The sequence below is a fragment of the Pseudoduganella sp. genome, from assembly GCF_041914865.1.
In the GTDB taxonomy this organism is placed as follows: Bacteria; Pseudomonadota; Gammaproteobacteria; order Burkholderiales; family Burkholderiaceae_D; genus Rugamonas.
In genome coordinates, this window is sequence record NZ_JAYSCO010000010.1 from 57,452 (window position 1) to 75,277 (window position 17,826).

Sequence of the window (17,826 nt, forward strand, 5' to 3'; positions counted from 1 at the left end):
CATGCAGCGCCGCGTCTTCCTGGGGACTGCGGTGCTGGCGACGATGGCTGTCCGCGCACCGGCACTGGCGAAATCCCTGCCGGTGATGAGCCTGTCCACCCTGGACGGCAACGACCCTGCCGCCACCATCGCCGAGCTGGTGCTGCGGGAGGCGTACCGGCGCCTGGGGCGCGAGGTCAAAGTGCAGCGGCTGCCCGGCGAACGGGCGCTCATGTACGCCAATGCCGGCAAAACAGATGGTGAGCTGTACCGCAAACTGGGCCTGGATCGGCAGTACCCCAACCTGGTGATCGTGCCCGTTCCTTTGCTGACGTTTGAACTGGTGATCTTCTCGCGCGGCACCAGCTTGGTGGTCAACGGCTGGGAAAGCTTGCGCCCTTATACGATTGGCTTCGTACGCGGCAACAAGATCGCCGAAGAAAACACCAAGGGCATGCGGGTCGAACCGGTACCGAACCTGGAGCAGGCCTTCACCAAGCTGGTGATGGGTCGCACGGACCTGGTGCTGAGCCACCGTGCATCGGGCATGGCCATCGTGCGCGGGCTGAAGCTGGAGGGCGTGACGATGCTGGCGCCGCCGCTGGCGTCCTTCCCGGCTTATCATTACGTCAACAGCAAGCATGCGGCGCTGGTGCCCGAGCTGACGCGCATCCTCAAGCAGATGCAGGCCGATAAGACCATCGAGCGCATCCAGGCGCGCCATACCACTCTGTGACTTGCCCGCTGGTGGTATTCACCGTTTAACAAAATGTCTCATTTGAGACATCGTCCCCACGCTCTCAAACGCCCCTCCCGCACCGTCTTCAACGGTACATTCTTTTCCGCAACTGGTCTTAGATTGGAAGCATTTTCCAAAACCACTTGACTACCAATTGTGCCCGCCCCACCCTGAAAAAAAGAAGGCAGACCACAACCACGATGACGATGGAGGAGACAAATGGAACGGAAAGTTTCGAGAAGCTTCCTTATAGCCGGTTTGACGGGGAGCATGCTGGCCGCTTGCGGCGGCGGCAATGAAGGCAGCACAACGACGCAAACGCCTGCGCGCATGAAGGCTGCTGCGGCGGCGGTGGCGGATTCCTGTCCGGCCTGGAGCAGCAGTGCAATCTACACGGCGGGCATGTGCGTCACCTACAACGGCGCCGTCTACAAGGCGAAATGGTGGACGCAGAACAATGTGCCAGGCACCGAGCAGTGGGGGCCGTGGGAGCTGCAGGCCACGACGCCTACGCCGACTCCAACACCCACGCCAACCCCGACCCCGACCCCGACTCCGACGCCAACCCCGACTCCTACGCCCACTCCTACGCCGACTCCGACGCCAACGGGCCGCGAGATCGGTTCTTATTTCGCGCAATGGGGCGTGTATGGCCGCGACTACGAAGTGGCCGACATCCACACCACGAAGACCCCGGTCAACGGCGTGCAGACCAGCATTGCCGACCAGCTCACCTTCATCAACTACGCCTTCGGCAACGTGTACCAGAAGAACGGCGGCTACGAATGCGACATGGTGACCCGCACTGAAGTCGGCAACGACAACCCGACCTCGCCGCAAGCCGGCACCGGCGGCGATGCCTATGCCGACTACCAGCGCCAGCCGCGGCGCACCGTCAACGGCCAGGCCGTACCGTGGGACGCACCGCTGTCCGGCAACTTCCAGCAACTGAAGCTGTTGAAGCAGCAGCATCCGAAGCTGAAGGTGTTCATCTCGCTGGGCGGCTGGAGCTGGTCGAAATTCTTCTCGGCCGCCGCCAAGACCGACGCCCTGCGCAAGCAGCTGGCCAAATCGTGCGTGAAGCTGTTCATCGCCGGCGACCTGCCGGTGCAGGACGGGCGCGGCGGCCCCGGTTCGGCGAAGGGCGTGTTCGATGGCATCGACATCGACTGGGAATACCCAGGCGGTGGCGGCCAGGTCTACAACACGGTCGATACCGTCAACGACAAGCGCAACTTCACGCTGCTGATGGCGGAGTTCCGCGCGCAGCTCGACGCGCAGGGCGCCCTCGACGGCAAGCGTTATGCCCTGACCGCCGCCATTGGCGCCGGCGTCGACAAGATCGCCAACACCGAGCCGGGCCAGTACGCGCAGTACATGGACTGGGTCAACGTGATGACCTATGACTTCCACGGCGCCTGGGAGTCGCGCACCAACTTCCACGCCCCGCTGGTACGCGACCCGGCCGATCCCTCGACCGGCAACCTGCTCAAGTACAACATCAGCGACGCCGTCGCCGAGCTGGTGGCGGCCGGAATGCCGAAGGACAAGATCCTGCTTGGCATCCCGTTCTACGGGCGCGGATGGAAAGGCGTTACGGCGGGCCCGAACGGCAACGGCTTGTACCAGGCCGCCACCGGCGGCGCACCCGGCACCTGGGAGCCGGGCAACGAGGACTATAAAACCTTGCGCAACAAAACCGGCCAGCGCTGGTACCACCCGGTGACCAAGCAGCTCTTCCTCTACACCAGCACCGGCGAATGGTGGAGCTACGACGACCAGACCGTCATCAACAGCAAGATGCAGTACATGCGCGACCAGGGCCTGCGCGGCGCCTTCACCTGGCAGCTGGACTCCGACGCCAACGGCGCGCTGACCAGCGAGGTCTGGAAAGGGCGCTAGCCCTTTCTCCCGATGCCGGCGGCGCCCCCTACGCCGCCGGCATTCTTTTTCCGGAGACTCTTATGAAACGTCGTGCGACGGTGCACCACATTGGCATCAGCGACGAATGGCGGCGCTGGATCGCTGAAAACCTGATGCTGGGCCACGCGCCGGAGAAGCTGGCCGGCATCCTGGGCCAGTCCGGTATCCCGCCGCAGGTGGCGCAGGCCGAGATCCTGGCGGCCATGCAAAGCCCCTACCTGCATGGCGTACAGCGCCTGCATAACCGCCTGGCGAAGCGCGACTGGCTGCTCGGCATCCAGGCGCGCCTGAACCGCTTGGCGCCGCAGGAATTGCCGCGCCGCGAGCGTCTGTCGGGCGCAGCCTTCCTGCAGGACCATTACCTGCTCAACCGGCCCGTGATCATCACCGGCATGCTGGACGACTGGCCGGCCCGCAGCCGCTGGACGCTGGAGTGGCTGGCCACGCAGTTCGGCGAGCGGGAAGTGGAAGTGCAGTTCGGCCGCAATGCCGATGCGGACTACGAGATGAACAGCATTGCGCACAAGCGCCGCATGCGCTTCCGCGATTACGTGGCGCTGGTGCGCGGCAGCGGCGCCACCAACGACTTCTACATGACGGCCAACAACGACGGCTGCAACCGGCAGGCGCTGGCCGAACTGTGGCAGGACATGCCGCTGCTGCCGGAGTACCTGGATGGCGAACGCAAAGGCTTCTTCTGGCTGGGGCCGGCGGGCACCGTGACGCCTTTCCATCACGACCTGACCAACAACTTCATGATCCAGGTGATGGGCCGCAAACGCGTGCGCCTGATCGCGCCATGCGAGACGCCGAAGTTGCAGAACCAGCGTCATTGCTTCACCCCCGTCGATGGCCGCGCCATCGACCTGCAGCGCTTTCCCTCGATGGCAGGCGTGCCTGTCATCGACTGCGAACTGGCGCCTGGCGAAATCCTCTTCCTGCCGGTGGGCTGGTGGCATTTCGTCGAGGCGCTGGATGTCTCACTGACCATCTCGGCGACGCACTTCCGCTGGGATAACGATTTTTACAGCAGCTATCCGAACAACCACGATTTCTAATAACGGAGACAGCATGATCAATCGACCCAATTTGCTGATGCTTGCGCTGGTCGGCAGCGCCATCGCCGGCTGCGGCGGCGGCAACGACAGCGCGGACGTCACCGCCAAGCCGCGCCTCATGGCTGCTGCTGCGCCTGCGCCATCGGCCGCTGCCGCCTGCGACGCCTGGAGCGCCAGCGCGGTCTATACCGCTGGCGCCTGCGTGACCTACAACGGCAAGACCTACGTCGCCAAGTGGTGGACCCAGAACAATGTGCCCGGCACCGAACAGTGGGGGCCATGGGCGCTGCAGGACACGACGCCTACGCCGACGCCTACCCCTACGCCGACTCCAACCCCGACTCCGACTCCGACGCCCACTCCAACGCCAACGCCAACGCCGACACCAACGCCAACGCCGGTCGCCTGCCGCCCGGACGGCCTGGTCTCGCCCGTGCCGAACGTCTCCTACTGCGGAGTCTATGACGCGAACGGCCGCGAGAAGCTGGCCAATGGCTTGAACCGCCGCATTGTCGGCTATTTCACCAGCTGGCGCACCGGCACCAACGGCCAGCCCTCCTACCTGGTCAACAACATCCCGTGGACCAACATCACCCACGTGAACTACGCCTTCGCCACGGTTGGCAGCGACGCCAAATTGCAGATCGGCAGCGGCGCCAACAACCCCGACACCGGCATGACCTGGCCCAACAATCCCGCTGCGGCGATGGACCCGACACTGCCGTACAAAGGCCACTTCAACCTGCTCGCGCAGTACAAGAAGAAGCACCCCGGCGTTAAGATCATGCTCTCGGTCGGCGGCTGGGCCGGCAGCGGCGGCTTTTACACCGCCACCACCAATGCGGACGGCAGCATCAACACCAACGGCATCAACACGCTGGCCGACTCGATGGTCGCCTTCCTGCGCCAGTACACCTTCTTCGACGGGATGGATATCGACTACGAGCACCCGACCACCAACAACGAAGCCGGCAACCCGCTCGACTTCCCTCTCTCCAAACCGCGCCTGGCCGGGCTGATGAAGAGCTACAACGTGCTGCTGAAAACCGTGCGTGAAAAGCTCGACACCGCAGCCGTCGCCGACAACAAGTACTACATGCTGACCATCGCCGGTTCGGCATCCGGCTGGGTACTGCGCGGCGAGGAAAACCTGTCCGGCCTGAAGTACCTGGACTATGCCAGCCTGATGTCGTACGACCTGCACGGCGGCTGGAACCAGTACGTCGGCCCCAACGCGCCGCTGTTCGACGACGGCAACGACGCCGAACTAAAAGCCGGCAACGCCTACCAGTACGGCGGCATCGGCTACCTGAACGTCGACTGGGCCTACCGCTACTACCGCGGCGCGCTGCAGGCCGGCCGCATCAACATCGGCGTGCCGTACTACACCCGCGGCTGGAAGAACGTCAGCGGCGGCACCAACGGCCTGTGGGGCACCAGCCCGACCGTCAGCGACACCGTGGTGTGCGCCGGCGTGCGTACCTGCGGCATGGGCGCCACCGGCATCGACAACGTCTGGTACGACCTGGACGCCAACGGCAACCCGACGCCCGGCGGCGGCAACCCGCTGTGGCATGCGCTGAACCTGCAGAACGCCATCGTGCCGTCCTATCTGGATGCCTACGGCGTGACGGAAAAGACCATCACCGGCACCTATACGCCGCACTACAGCGCCACCATGGCCGCGCCATGGCTGTGGAACGCCACGCGCAAGGTATTCATCTCGACCGAGACTGCGCAGTCCATCGCGGCCAAGACGCAGTACGTGGTGAACAACGGCATCGGCGGCATCATGATCTGGGAGCTGGCCGGCGACTATGCCTGGGATGCGGCCAAGGGCGAGTACGGCATCGGCTACACGCTGACCACCAACGTCGCCAACGCCTTCCGCACCGCCAGTGCCTATGGCGCGCTGCGCGCCGAAAGCGCCATGCCGGAGAGCAGCGCGAAAGTCAGCATCTCGCTCGGCGGCTGGAAGCTGGGCGACAGCAACTACCCGATCAACCCTGTCATGACGGTGACTAACAACACCAGCGTCACGATCCCGGGCGGTTCGGTGGTGGAGTTCGACTATCCGGTATCGGCGCCGGCCAATATGAGCGACCAGTCGGGCTATGGCCTGAGCGTGATCAAGGCCGGCTACACGGGGCCGAACAATATCGGCGGCTTCAAGGCCAACTTCAACCGCGCCCGCTTCACCATCCCGGCCTGGCAATCGCTGGCGCCCGGCGCTTCGGTGTCGCTGACGCTGAACTACACCTTGCCGATCAGCGGACCGTCCGCCTACACCATCACGGTGAACGGCGTGAAATACGCGCTCAGCGAGGAGTATCCCGAGCTGCCGCTTGTCCTCAAATAGGAGCGCGATATGCGAGCAACCAGTCTAGCAACACTGGCCGCCGCGCTGCTGCTGTCCGCCTGCGGCGGCAGTGGCGGCGCGGCGGACAGCGCCCCGGCGCAGCGCACGGCAGCGCGCGGCGCCGTGCCCGGGGCGGCTGCCGCCGCCTGCCCGGCATGGAGCGCAAGCCAGGTCTATACGGCCGGCATGTGCGCCATTTACCAAAGCAAGCAATACCAGGCCAAGTGGTGGACGCAGGGGAATGCGCCCAGCCAGGCCGACACCTATGGCCCCTGGAAGTACATTGCCGATGCTAGCGATCCGCCGACCGACCCGGGCGATCCCGGCACCCCGCCAGGCGGCGTGCCAACCAAAGCCGCCGCCGAGGCGCGCGAGCAGGCTTTGACCGACAATGACTTTTTCCGCAGCGTGAAGGCCTCCATCCGCACGCTGGATAACGCGGCGGTCGATGCGGTGGCCCCCGGCGCCGCCGGCAACCCGGCCAACGTCAAACGCGTGGAGCGCCTGCTGCCGGCGGCGAAATGGGAGCACTATTTCCCGTTGCGCGAGCCAAGCTACGAATACCGGCGCTTCCTGCAGGCGGTGGCGAAGTTCCCGGCGGTGTGCGGCGATTACAGCGACGGCAGGAATGCCGACGCCATCTGCCGCCATTCGCTGGCGACCATGTTCGCCCACTTCGCACAGGAGACCGGCGAGCACAATGCCAGCCTGCCGCTGCCGCAATGGCGGCAAGGGCTGAAGTACTTGCGCGAGCTGGGATGCACCGAAGAAGGGCCGGGCTGTGGCTACAACACCGAGTGCAACGATCCGGTATTCAACTCGGTCTGGACCTGCGGGAAGAATGCCGACGGCAGCTTCAAGAAGTATTTCGGGCGCGGCGCGAAACAGCTTTCATACAACTACAACTACGGGCCGTTCTCGCAAGTGATGTTCAACGGCGACCAGTCGGTGCTGCTGAAGAACCCGGACCAGGTGGCGTCGACCTGGCTGAACCTGGCCTCGGCCACGTTCTTCTTCGTCTACCCGCAACCGCCCAAGCCGTCGATGCTGCATGTGATCGATGGCAGCTGGGTGCCCAATGCCAGCGACCGCGCGGCGGGGGCGGGCAACAACTTCGCCACCACCATCATGATCATCAATGCGGAATGCGGCACGGGCACCGAGAAGCCGGCGGCGCAGAACCGCATCGATTACTACCGGCAGTTCGCGGCTGATCTTGGATGGGATGTGGCGGGGGAACAGCTGTCATGCGCCACCATGCAGCGCTTCGGCCCCGCCAGTTCCGCCTCCTACAACATCTATTGGGAGAAAAACTGGAACAGCGGGGGCGATTACCAATGCCAGCTGGTGAGCTACCAGACGCCGTACAACGCGCTCATCGCCGGCAACTATGTGAAGTGCGTTGAGCGTAACTGGGGCGTTACGCTCAAGTAGGACTGGTCAGCGCTGGCTCACCGAGCCGGCCTGGCCGACCTGGCCCAGCGATTCGGCCATGCGCACCATCTTCACAAACTCGGCGCGGTAGCCGTCCGGATCGGCGCCGCGCGCACCCTCCGCGAGTTTGGCGATGTCGCCGTAGCTGAAGTCGGCCACCTGCTGCTCACCGCGCAGGCGCTGGCCGAAGGCGGCCACGGCGACGGCGAAGCGCTGGTCGTCCGGCGCCGCGTCGAGCGATGCGCGCGCGGCATCGGCGCGTACCGCGTGCTCAAGCTGCTTGCTGGCCGGCTGGCCGGGCAGCTTGTAGCGCACCTTGACGAAGCACAGCTCATCGCCCTTGGCCGCCGCTTTCTGCTTGGCTGGCTTGCCATAACGCAGCGGATCGACCAGCTTGCCGGCGTTGGCGGCAGGCGTGATTTCGTAGATGGCGGTCACGGTGTGGCCGGCGCCCATGTCGCCCGCATCCACCTTGTCGTCCTTGAAGTCCTGGCGCGCCAGCATGCGGGTTTCGTAGCCAACCAGGCGGTAGGCTGCCACTTGCGCCGGGTTGAATTCGACCTGCACCTTGACGTCGTTCGCAATCGGGAACATGGTCGAACCGAGTTCCTGCTGCAGCGCCTTGCGCGCTTCCAGCAGGTTGTCGATGTAGGCCGCATTGCCGTTGCCGGACTGGGTCAGGCGCTGGATCAGGGCGTCGTTCAGGTTGCCCAGGCCGACGCCGAAGACGGACAGGTAGATGCCCGACTTGCGTTTATCGACGATGAATTTCTCCAGCTGCTTAGGATCGGTGATGCCGATATTAAAGTCGCCATCCGTCGCCAGGATAATGCGGTTCACCGCTTTCGGGTCGAAGTTGCGCTCGGCCTGCGCATACGCACGCTGCAGGCCGTCGCCGCCGGCCGTGCCGCCGGATGCCCGCAAGTTGTTGATCACGTCGATGATCTTGTTCTTGTCCTTGCCGCTGGTCGGCTCCAGCGCCACGGCGGTGCCATTGGCGTAGGTAACGATGGACACCACATCGTCGTCGCGCAGCTGCTCGGCGAACAGGCGGAAGCCTTGCTGCAGCAGCGGCAGGCGGTCGCGCGGCCCCATGGAGCCCGACACATCGACCAGCAGCACCACATTGGCGCGCGGGCGCTGCGTCGCCTTGATGTCGTAGCCCTTCAGCGCGATGTGGACCAGCTGGTTGCCTTGCTGCCAGGGGCTGGGCATGACCTCGGTGGTCACGGCGAATGGCTGGCTGGGCTGGCTCGGCGCCGTGTACTTGTAGGGGAAGTAGTTGACCATTTCCTCCACGCGCACGGCTTGCAGCGGCGGCATGCGGCCGTCGGACAGCATGCGGCGCACGAAGGCGTAGGAGGCGGTATCGACGTCGACGCTGAAAGTCGATACCGGCTGCTCGCTCACCAGCACGGATTTGTTGCCTTCCTTGTCCGGGAACTTGTCGGCGGATTGCGGCGCTGGCGCAAACTGCGGTACCGGCGCCGGACGGACGGCGTTCGCCACTGGCGCATAGGCGTGCGGTGCAGGGCGCTGCAGCTCTTGTAGGGCGATGTGCGATCCGCTCACCACCACTTTGGAGCGGGTGTCGGCTGGGGCCGGCGGCACCGGCGCTGCCGGCGGCGCAGGCGGCGCAGGGGTCGGCGCCGCTTCACCCACCGGCGTCAGTCGCGGCGGCTGCGCGGTGCAGGCGGCCAGCGCCAGCGCGCCAATGGCCACGACCGGTGCCAGTACTGGGGTCTTTTTCATGTTGAGGGTCCTTTGGAGTTATTGTCCTGCTAACTTCCTCCAAATACCCGCGCCATGCAACGACGATTACATTTTGTATCAGCGTAAGAAGCCGAGATCACGCGTGTTGTAGTTCGCCAGGTTGGGCAGCAGCGCCAGCAAATCGCTGTCGCTGGCGCCCAGCCACTTGCCCAGGGTGGCCGCATACTGGTCGACCGAGGTGCTGGGCAGCAGGCGGCCCTGGCCGACGTCGTCCGGACCGTTATTGGCGAACACCGGCGCCGTGCCGTACAAGCGCTGGCCCTTGACCGCGCCGCCCATCATGAAGTGCGTGCTGCCCCAGCCATGGTCGGAGCCGTCGTTATTGGCCACCAGCGTGCGGCCAAAATCGGAGGCGGTGAAGGTGGTCACCTTGTCGGCCACGCCCAGTTCCTGCGTCGCCTTGTGGAAGGCGGCCATGGCTTCGCCCAGCCTGCCCAGCAGCACCGGGTGGGTGGCGGCCAGGTTGTCGTGGGTGTCGAAGCCGCCCATCGAAACGAAGAATACCTGGCGCTTGGCACCCAGGCTGCCGCTGGCGGAGATCATGCGCGCCACCATTTTCAGCTGGTCGCCCAAAGAGTTGGAGGCGGGAAAAGCGGTCTGCAGCGGCGGTGCCGACGCGAAGGCCGCCGTCAGTGCGGCGTTGGCATCGACCGAGCGGCGCGTGACGCGGTTGTATTCGTTTTCCAGCTGGTGCGTGCGCTGCTGCGTCACCAGCGTGCGCAAGGCATCCGATGCGGCGGAAGATCCGAACAGCGGCGACTTCAGGCCGCTGAACTGCATCGAACCGCTGGCCGAGACCTGGTACTGCACCGCCGATTTGCCGACCATGAAAACGGCATTGCCCGATACGTTGACGCAGGTGAAGGTGGCATTGCCATTGCCGGACTCGAACAGGTCGCCCAGGCGCCCACCCCAGCCGGAGATGGCGCCCTCCGGCCGCGAAGACTGCCAGATCGACTGCTGGTCATTGTGCGAGAACAGCTTGGGCGGCAGCGGTACGGTGCGGGCCTGGTACTGCGCCTTGGTGGTGGGCCGCACCAGCGGGCCGACGTTCATCATCACGCCCAGCTGCCCAGCGTTAAAGATCGGCAGCAGCGGCGCCAGGGCCGGCGCCAGCGCGAACTCGCGCGCGACGCCGGTGGAGTCGAGCACGGGCGCGCTGGCCGCCAGCGCGGTAGCGGCCAGCGCGTCGCGCCCGTAGGCGAGCGTGGGCCGCAGCAGCTGGTAGGCGGCGTAGCCGTTGGCGTCGTAGGGGACGACGGTATTGCCGTTGTCGTTGCCGCCGTACAGGAAGATGCAGACCAGGGCCTTGTAGTCGCTCGCCGTGGCCGCCGCCGCTTCCGCGATCGACAGCAGGTTGATGGCCCAGGGTGCGGCGACGCCCGCCATGCCGAGTGCCGATGCGCGCTTGAGGAAGGCGCGGCGCGATGCTTGCTGTGTCATGGTGGGAGCCTTTATTTCTGGACGATGAATTCGGGGGAGGCCATGACCAGCGTCAGCGCCGCATAAACGCGGTTGGCGCGCGCCGCGTCGGTGCCGGTCGGCATGCTGTTGATGGCATTGCGGATCAGGGTCACTGTGTCCGTGCTGAGCTGGCCCGCCGCCAGCACGAGATTGATCTCGTCCAGCAAGGCCGGTACGTTGTCGGCCAGCGGCAGCAGGGTGGAGTAATCCGCCTTGACGTCGCCGACGCCTTTGCTGATCGCGGCCTGCATGTAGTTGGCGTAGCCGACCACGCTCGATTCGTTCACGATCTGGAATTCCGGCGCGACCACGCCCAGCGCCGGCGGCACATAGCCGGGACGGAAGAAGTTGAACACGCTGGCCGAGCGCAGCGGGCTTTGGCCGAGGCGCGTGGAGGGGTCGCTTGTATTGCCGATTGCCCAGGCGTCGCTGGCCGAACTGGCGTTGAAGGCGCGCGCCCAGGCGGCAAAGCGCAGGATCGGTTCGCGCACCTTGCCGAAACTGGACGAAGCCAGGCTGGCGGCGGAGCGCGCCTCCTGGTCCAGCAGGATGGCCTTGACCACCGCTTTCAGGTCGCCTTTGACGCCGCTGCCGTTGTCGTTGAAGACCGCCGCCACGCGCGCCACGTAGGCCGGCGCCGGATTGCCGGTCACCAGGCGCTGGATCAGCTGGCGCGAAATGAAGGGTGCCACGTTCGGGTGGGCGAAGATGGTGTCGAGCGCCTTGCCCAATGCGGTGGTGGCATCGGTGCCGCTGCCGATGGTGGTGCCGAGGAAGGTCTTGTCGCCGGTTTCGTACTTGCTGCCCACCTGGATCATGGCGCGCTTACGGTAGTCCGGCGTATCGTTGCTGGCGCCGGCCATGTCGTAGTCCCAGCCGGTGAAGACGCGCGCCAGACCCGAGATATCGGCCTGTGTATAAGTTTCCTGCTCGGTGGCGGTGCCGTCCGGGTTGAGCTTCAGCAGGCCGATGGTGAACAGTTGCAGGATCTCGCGCGCGTAGTTCTCGTCCGGCATGGAGCCAGTCTTGGGATTGGCCTTGGCGTTGCCGCGATAGGTCAGGTACTCGCCCATCGACGGCGAAAGCGTGACCTGCTGCAGCAGGGTGCGGTAGTTGCCGAAAGCGTTGGCTTCCAGGATGTCCATGTAGGCGGCGCCGGTGAAGGCGCGCCAGGCGCCGGTGAAGCCGTCCAGCGAAGCCACCACGATTTCGGACAGGGCCAGGGTCACGCGCTGGCGCAGCGTATCGGGCGAGGCGAGCAGCTTGCGCCACACGGCCGCGTCGATGCCGGCCTGGCTGTTCTTGTGTTCGAGGGCATTGAAGCCTTTGGCCACCAGCCAGTCCCAGCGCGTCTGCGAAGGTGGCAGGGCCATTTGCTCATCCAGCCACTTGCTGTAGCCGATGGCCTGCACGCGCGCGATCTGCTCGCGCGTGGCGCCCATCGAGGCCTGGGCCAGGAAGCGCGAGGCCTGGGTTGCGGAGACAGTCTCGACCGGGGTTGGCGGCACGGGCGCGGTACCGCCGCCGGTACCGCCGCCTGTATTGCCGCCGGTGTTGCCGCCACTATCGCTGCCGCCGCCGCCGCAGGCGCCCAGCAAGGCCGCAGCCGCCAAGCCGCCTGACAATTTCGGCAAGCTTGCACATTCCGTCGAATCGTCCATCACCCGCTCCTGAATAATTTCCCTCAAGAATTTTATAGCTGTACAGCTCGCTGTGCCAATCGTGCGCGGCTTTACGTCCACATTTGCGGCGCCAATGCTGGTGCAAGCGCCAGGAAGCGGCGTTCGCCATTGCTGACTGGCTTGCGTGAGGCTATGCTGAAAAGCGGCGTGGAGGGTTCGACATGGAGCGTCGTCGTCTACTGGTGGGTCTTACTCTTGCGGCAATGTTGCCCCTGGCGCCGGGCCAGCAGCTGCGTGAAATCAATATTTCCACTCTGATCGGCACCGACCCGGCCACCACGATTGCCGAACAGATTGTGCGCGAGGCCTATCGCCGCCTTGGCATCAACCTGGTACTGCATCGCCTGCCCGGCGAACGGACGCTGGTCCAGGCCAATGAAGGCAAGATGGATGGCGAGCTGTATCGCAAACTGGGGATGGAGCGCGAATATCCGAACCTGGTGATTGTTCCCGTTGCCCTGCAAACCTACGAGCTTGTGATCTTCACGCGCGGCACGTCTTTTATTGTCAGCGGCTGGGAGAGCTTGCGCCCGTACACCCTGGGCTTTGTGCGCGGCATCAAGATCGTGCAAGAGAACACCCACGGCATGAAAACCGAGGCGGTCGCCACCATGCCGCAGGCGTTTGAAAAGATGATGATGGGGCGCACCGACCTGGTGCTGGGCAACCGCAGTTCCGGCATGGCGGTCATCAAGGCCCTGAACCTGGAGGGCATTACCGTGCTGGAGCCGCCCCTTGCATCCTTCCCGGTCTACCACTATGTGCACAAGAGGCACGAGGCGCTGGTGCCGGAGCTGACCCGGGTCTTGCGCCAGATGCAGGCCGACAAGACCATTGAGCGCCTGCAAAAGGGTACGCCGCCTTAGGCTTTTACAGCATGGCATCCTGCAGCTTGTGCCTGCCGAGGTGCGTTCGGTTGCCGCCGCCGTCAGCCTGCCCAGCCCAACTGCGGATTACTTGACGTCATGCAGCGTTACCTTGGCGGGAGCAATCTCGGTCACGCCGTTGTCCGGCAGCGGTGCATAGCGGCCGGCATCGAGCGGCTTGAGCGGCGCCTTGCCGCGCCCGCTGGCCGGGGTGGCGGGCTGGCTGGCAAGCGCTGGCCGCGGTTTGGCTGCCGGCGCAGGGCCTGCGGCGCCCGCGCGTGCCACCGGCGCGCTGGCGGCGGCTGGCGGCGCACCGGTCTCGGATGGCGCATCGCGCGGCGCGGATGCAGTCCGGTTGCCGGCGGCGGAACCGTTGTTGCGCCGTTCGGCCTGGGCCGGGTCCAGCATGCTGGTAAGACGGCCTTCACTCCAGAACCAGACCAGCCCGTCGGCGCGGCCGCCTTCCTGCTGTGCCATCCAGGCCTTGCCGTCGGTACTGAAGCGCAGTGGCTGGCTGCACTTGCCGGGCGTGCTGTTGATACTCCACATGCCAACCTGGTAGCCGGACAGCTCGTACAGCTGGTGTGCATACGGGCAGGCCCGGGTTGGCGTGTGCACGGCGATCAGGTCGTAGCCTGGCAGGCGCTGGATATCTGCCACGCGCGGATCCTCCACCCGGCCCAGGTCGATCAGCTTCATGCGGTCATACAGTTTGATCTGGTATTGCTGGCTGGCCGTACGCCGCAGCACGACTTCCGCAGCTCCAAGCTGGAACGTCTGCAGCTTGTTGGATGTCAACTCGTCCGTATCGAAACCGACGATGGTGCGGTTGCCCTGCTGGCTGACGACACATGCGGTCAGCAGCAGCAGCAGCAGCAGTACGGCCGGGCGCGCAGGGGCACTGGCGCGCAGCGGCATTTCAGATCTCCACCAGGACTTCGCCCGCCGGGTCGAGCAGGCGCACCTTCATGACTTGCAGCTTGAGGCGGCGGTTGCTTGGATCGGCGTCCTGCACGTAGGCGTAGGTCTGCAGGCGCAGCTGGGCGTATTTGCTCAGGTAACCTTCAATCCGGCGTGCCTTGGCTTCGTCGCTGACCGGGAAGCTGGTGAACTGACCACTGTTGGTGGTGGCCAGCGTGTACTTGCTGTTGTCGTAGAAGTAGGTGTAGCGGTTGCTGTCGGCGAACTCCTTGATGGCGAACGACTTCTTCTCGAAGTTGTAGCGCTCCAGCAGGCTGTTGTCCTGCTGTTCGGTAAGAATATAGCGACCGCCCTTGGCAGCAGCAATCTCCTGGTCAATGCGCGGTTTCAGCGCCGTCACGATATCGTTGCGCTTGAAGCTGTCGGTGGTGCGGCTGTAGTCGCTGGAATAGTCCTGGGCGATGTCTTCGTACGGGACCGGCAGGTTCGCCAGCGCAAAGTACAGGAACATGACCTGGTGGCCACTGTCGATCTTGCGATAGCTGCTCAGCGGGGTGGCGGCATCGCCTTTCGGCAGGGCCGCCTCGGCCACTTTGGCCACGGTGGCCGGATCTTTCAATTCGGCCAGGCCGGGTTCCGGTGCGGACGCCGCTGCGGCCGGCGTATCAGCGTTCTTGCCGCATGCGGCAAGCGTCATGGCCAGCAGCGCTGGCACTGCAACGCGAGCGAAGGGAAGTTTGTTTGCGACGGTCATATCAGTTCTCCTTGGATTATTGTTTCTGTTTCAGGGCACGCACGCCCAGGTAGGCCAGGTAGGCGGCGGCGGCCAGCGAGAGGTAGGTGCCAAAGCCGAGCGAGATGGCTTGCGACATTTTTTGCATCATGGCGTCGGCCACGTCTTCCATGCCGCGGCCACCGAAAGCGCGCATGCTGTCGCGTGCGGCGCTGGCCATGCTGTGCATCTTCATGTAGATGCCAAGGCCGGCCAGGACCAGGAAGGCCAGCGGCGCGCAATAGCCGAGGGCGGCGTATTTGTGGCGCGAGAAGGTGGGCAACAACGGCGCGGCCATGGCCAGCGCGCAGAGCACGCCGTACAGGCCGCTGCTGCCACCGCCCAGCTGGCCGAAGCTTTCCATGCTGGCGCCCATGTTCGCCAGACGCAGCACGTCGAACATGGTGAGGCCCTGCTTCATGCCCGCCATGACGGTGACGCTGAGGGCCGGCAGCCACAGCCAGCTGACCAGGATGGCGAGCATGGCGCCCACCACCGGCTTGCCGATGCGATCGACATACGCCAGCAATGCCGGCTTGCCGTCGTCCAGTGCTTTCTTGGCCATTGCTTTGTACTTTTCCAGGTCTTCCGCTGCGACGTTGACGGGCGTTACGCTGCTGATCTCGCCTTGCGCGTCAAAGGTGACATCGACCTGCATCTGCACTTGCGGCGCCGAGGTGCCGTTCCAATGCTGCTCCAGGGAGAAGGTCTTCTTGGCGCCGCTCACCGCGATCAAGCCCGGGCCAGCGTTGGTGTCGCGCAGGATGGTGCCGCGCGCAGTGGACGGCGCGGCGGGTGCGGTGGCGGCCGGCGGCGCTGCCTGGGCAGCGTGGTTTGGCTTGCCGCATTCGTCACAGAAGCGGGTTTCGATGGCAAGCTCATTGCCACAGTCGTTGCAGTGGACAGGTGTTGTGGACATGACGACTCCTTTAAGGGGGTTCTTGGGGTTGATTTCAGAGGGAGGAAACGACGCGCTGTTCGCCAGCCTTGACCAGCCGCAGGCTGGCATCGCTGGAAGTAGCCAGCTTGCCGTTCAGGTAAACATCGGTATGAAGGCGATAACTGCCCTCTGGCGCGCTGTGCGGCAGGCGCAAGGTGAAGTTGTTGGTGAACTCACCGCTGCCGCCACTGGTATCGACCAGCTTCTCGCCGCGTTTGAATTCCTTGCCCTCCGGGTCAAAGGCCACCAGCACTTCCTTGATTTCGCGGATCGCTTCGCCGGTGCCGGCAACAGCGCGGATCTTCGACTGCAGCTTGATGGGATCGCCGCTGCGGGCCTGACCCTGCGGCGAGAGCGCGCTGGCGTAGTCCACCACCTTGGCGGTAGGCGGCAAGGCATTGCGGTTGCTGCTACGGTATTTTTGTTCGACTTCGGCCGCCGACTGGGTGCGCGCGGAGGCGACTTCGATCACCGCGCAGGCAGCCAGGCCCAGCATGGCGCCACGGACCACGCCGCGCTTGCCATCGACCAGGCCCCCGAGCACAGCGCCACCAGTGGCCATCAGGCCGCACTTCAGCACAGTATTGTTGTCATCCGCGCCCCCCATATTTGGCGTGGCGCAACCACTGCTTGCCAGCGCGACTGCCAGCGCGAGTACGATTGCTTTGGTTTTCATTCAGCTTCCTTTGAGCGTTGTGTTATTCGATCGAGCTGCCGTTGCGCAGCGCTTCCAGTTGCTTGGCCTTGGCCTTTTCCAGCAACACGCGGGCGGCGCGATTGTCGGGTTCCAGGTCGAGGATGTTTTCGGCGGTGGCGATGGCCTTGTCGAACTGCGCGCGCTGCAGGTATTGCTCGGCGCGGGAAAGCAGGGCCTGTGATTTCTCATCGGCTGGAATGGCTGGCTTCCCGGCCGCAGGCTTCGCTGCTGGCGCCGGGCGTTGCGGTGCTGGTGCGGCTTGAGCGGCGGGCCCACGTACAGCCGGCGCGGTTGCTTCGGCAGGGACGGAGCCTGGTGCCGCAGGAGCTGTCGCTGCTGGCGCCGTTGCCGGCCGTGCTGGCTCTGCTGCAATTGGCGCGATGGCTTCCGGCACTGCAGCCGGGGCCGGGGAGGCAGGGGTCGGGGCCTTTGGCAGCGATGGCGCTGGTGCAGCCTCAACGGTCGGCGCAGCAGGCGCACTGGCGGATGGCGCGGATGGTTTGAGGACAATGACGGCGGCCCCAACGGCAGCCAGAAGCAGGCCGGCACCGGCCAGCGCAACGACTTTCGTGCGGGATTTGGAGCTGGCCTCTGGCGCTGGCAGTTCGTCCTTCCGTGCCGGGATCGGCCCTGCCACGGTCGCCGGCGGTACCGGCTGCAGTGCGGGCGGCGTCAGCAACGCCGCGGCAACATCGGCCGCCGCCTCGGCTGGCGCGACAGGCTCGTCCACCACTGGCTGCGGCGCTACCGGCACGACCGCCAGCAATTCATCCAACTCCGACTGGTCCGGCACAAGTGCGCTCGCGGCCGGCGCCTTGGCGACTGGCTGCGGCGCTGCCGGCACGACAGCCAGCAATTCGTCCAACTCCGACCGGTCCGGCTCAAGCGCACTTGCGACCGGCGCTGCGGCGACTGGCTGCGGCGCTGCCGGCACGACAGCCAGCAAATCATCCCGCTCCGACTGGTCCGGCACAGGCGCGACAGCCGCGGCCTCCGCTTTATCTACCGCGCTACCGCAACCGCCGCAGAACTTTGCGCCTGGGTTCAACGGGTGGGCGCAAACCTTGCAGGCTTGCGTAATCTGCTCCGCCAGCTTCGTTCCACATTTTTTGCAGAACTTTGCGTGCGGCGCATTGGTGGTATCGCAAGAGAGGCAGATAGACATTCTTATTAGATTCTTGATTAATTTATTAGGGGTATTGCCAAGAGAGAAATTCAG

Annotated in this window: 14 protein-coding genes and 1 pseudogene; 6 read left to right on the forward strand and 9 right to left on the reverse strand. The window is 65.0% G+C overall.

Translation table 11 applies throughout. From position 1 onward, the window contains the following. The first annotated feature begins 1 nt into the window (after window position 1). The 5 genes from ACE3TQ_RS07280 to ACE3TQ_RS07300 all read left to right on the forward strand — a co-directional run bounded on the left by ACE3TQ_RS07280 (window position 2) and on the right by ACE3TQ_RS07300 (window position 7,492). On the forward strand, window positions 2-715 hold the full coding sequence (locus tag ACE3TQ_RS07280) for a substrate-binding periplasmic protein (protein WP_374581351.1): 714 nt from the start codon (window positions 2-4) through the stop codon (window positions 713-715). A 222-nt stretch (window positions 716-937) separates the two neighbouring features. After that, on the forward strand, window positions 938-2,620 hold the full coding sequence (locus tag ACE3TQ_RS07285; protein WP_374581352.1) for a glycosyl hydrolase family 18 protein: 1,683 nt from the start codon (window positions 938-940) through the stop codon (window positions 2,618-2,620). A gap of 62 nt (window positions 2,621-2,682) precedes the next feature. After that, entirely contained in the window at window positions 2,683-3,699 is a 1,017-nt protein-coding gene (locus ACE3TQ_RS07290; RefSeq protein ID WP_374581353.1) for a cupin-like domain-containing protein, read from the forward strand. A 13-nt stretch (window positions 3,700-3,712) separates the two neighbouring features. After that, window positions 3,713-6,058 carry a chitinase C-terminal domain-containing protein gene (locus ACE3TQ_RS07295; protein ID WP_374581354.1) on the forward strand — a complete coding sequence of 782 codons (2,346 nt, stop codon included), beginning with the start codon at window positions 3,713-3,715 and terminating at the stop codon, window positions 6,056-6,058. A 9-nt stretch (window positions 6,059-6,067) separates the two neighbouring features. Continuing rightward, a complete protein-coding gene (locus ACE3TQ_RS07300; protein WP_374581355.1) occupies window positions 6,068-7,492 on the forward strand; it encodes a glycoside hydrolase family 19 protein in 1,425 nt (474 codons plus the stop codon). A 6-nt stretch (window positions 7,493-7,498) separates the two neighbouring features. Here the strand turns inward: ACE3TQ_RS07300 and ACE3TQ_RS07305 are convergent, their stop codons facing one another. The 3 genes from ACE3TQ_RS07305 to ACE3TQ_RS07315 form a co-directional block, all read right to left on the reverse strand. Then, window positions 7,499-9,244, reverse strand: a complete 1,746-nt coding sequence (locus ACE3TQ_RS07305; protein ID WP_374581356.1) for a von Willebrand factor type A domain-containing protein — start codon at window positions 9,242-9,244, stop codon at window positions 7,499-7,501. Between the two features lie 78 nt (window positions 9,245-9,322). Beyond that, window positions 9,323-10,708 (reverse strand): DUF1501 domain-containing protein, encoded by a 1,386-nt coding sequence (locus ACE3TQ_RS07310; protein WP_374581357.1) that lies wholly within the window; start codon window positions 10,706-10,708, stop codon window positions 9,323-9,325. Window positions 10,709-10,719: 11 nt separating this feature from the next. Continuing rightward, a complete protein-coding gene (locus ACE3TQ_RS07315) occupies window positions 10,720-12,390 on the reverse strand; it encodes a DUF1800 family protein (RefSeq protein ID WP_374581358.1) in 1,671 nt (556 codons plus the stop codon). 182 nt (window positions 12,391-12,572) lie between these two features. On the opposite strand from ACE3TQ_RS07315, the gene ACE3TQ_RS07320 reads away from it, so the two are divergent. Then, window positions 12,573-13,277 carry a substrate-binding periplasmic protein gene (locus tag ACE3TQ_RS07320; protein ID WP_374581359.1) on the forward strand — a complete coding sequence of 235 codons (705 nt, stop codon included), beginning with the start codon at window positions 12,573-12,575 and terminating at the stop codon, window positions 13,275-13,277. An 87-nt stretch (window positions 13,278-13,364) separates the two neighbouring features. Here ACE3TQ_RS07320 and ACE3TQ_RS07325 read toward each other — a convergent pair whose 3' ends face one another. The 6 genes and pseudogenes from ACE3TQ_RS07325 to ACE3TQ_RS07350 all read right to left on the reverse strand — a co-directional run. After that, window positions 13,365-14,195, reverse strand: coding sequence for a hypothetical protein (locus tag ACE3TQ_RS07325; protein WP_374581360.1), 831 nt, complete (start codon window positions 14,193-14,195; stop codon window positions 13,365-13,367). Between the two features lies 1 nt (window position 14,196). Beyond that, window positions 14,197-14,952 carry a DUF4852 domain-containing protein gene (locus ACE3TQ_RS07330; protein ID WP_374581361.1) on the reverse strand — a complete coding sequence of 252 codons (756 nt, stop codon included), beginning with the start codon at window positions 14,950-14,952 and terminating at the stop codon, window positions 14,197-14,199. A gap of 16 nt (window positions 14,953-14,968) precedes the next feature. Then, window positions 14,969-15,889: a hypothetical protein gene (locus tag ACE3TQ_RS07335; protein ID WP_374581362.1), complete on the reverse strand. Its 921-nt coding sequence runs from the start codon at window positions 15,887-15,889 to the stop codon at window positions 14,969-14,971. 34 nt (window positions 15,890-15,923) lie between these two features. After that, window positions 15,924-16,586: a hypothetical protein gene (locus tag ACE3TQ_RS07340; protein ID WP_374581363.1), complete on the reverse strand. Its 663-nt coding sequence runs from the start codon at window positions 16,584-16,586 to the stop codon at window positions 15,924-15,926. 22 nt (window positions 16,587-16,608) lie between these two features. Then, complete coding sequence (locus ACE3TQ_RS07345; RefSeq protein ID WP_374581410.1) at window positions 16,609-17,553, reverse strand: hypothetical protein; 945 nt, start codon at window positions 17,551-17,553, stop codon at window positions 16,609-16,611. A 78-nt stretch (window positions 17,554-17,631) separates the two neighbouring features. Next, window positions 17,632-17,772 (reverse strand): annotated as a pseudogene (locus tag ACE3TQ_RS07350) (zinc ribbon domain-containing protein); the annotation flags it as partial. Window positions 17,773-17,826: the final 54 nt, after the last annotated feature.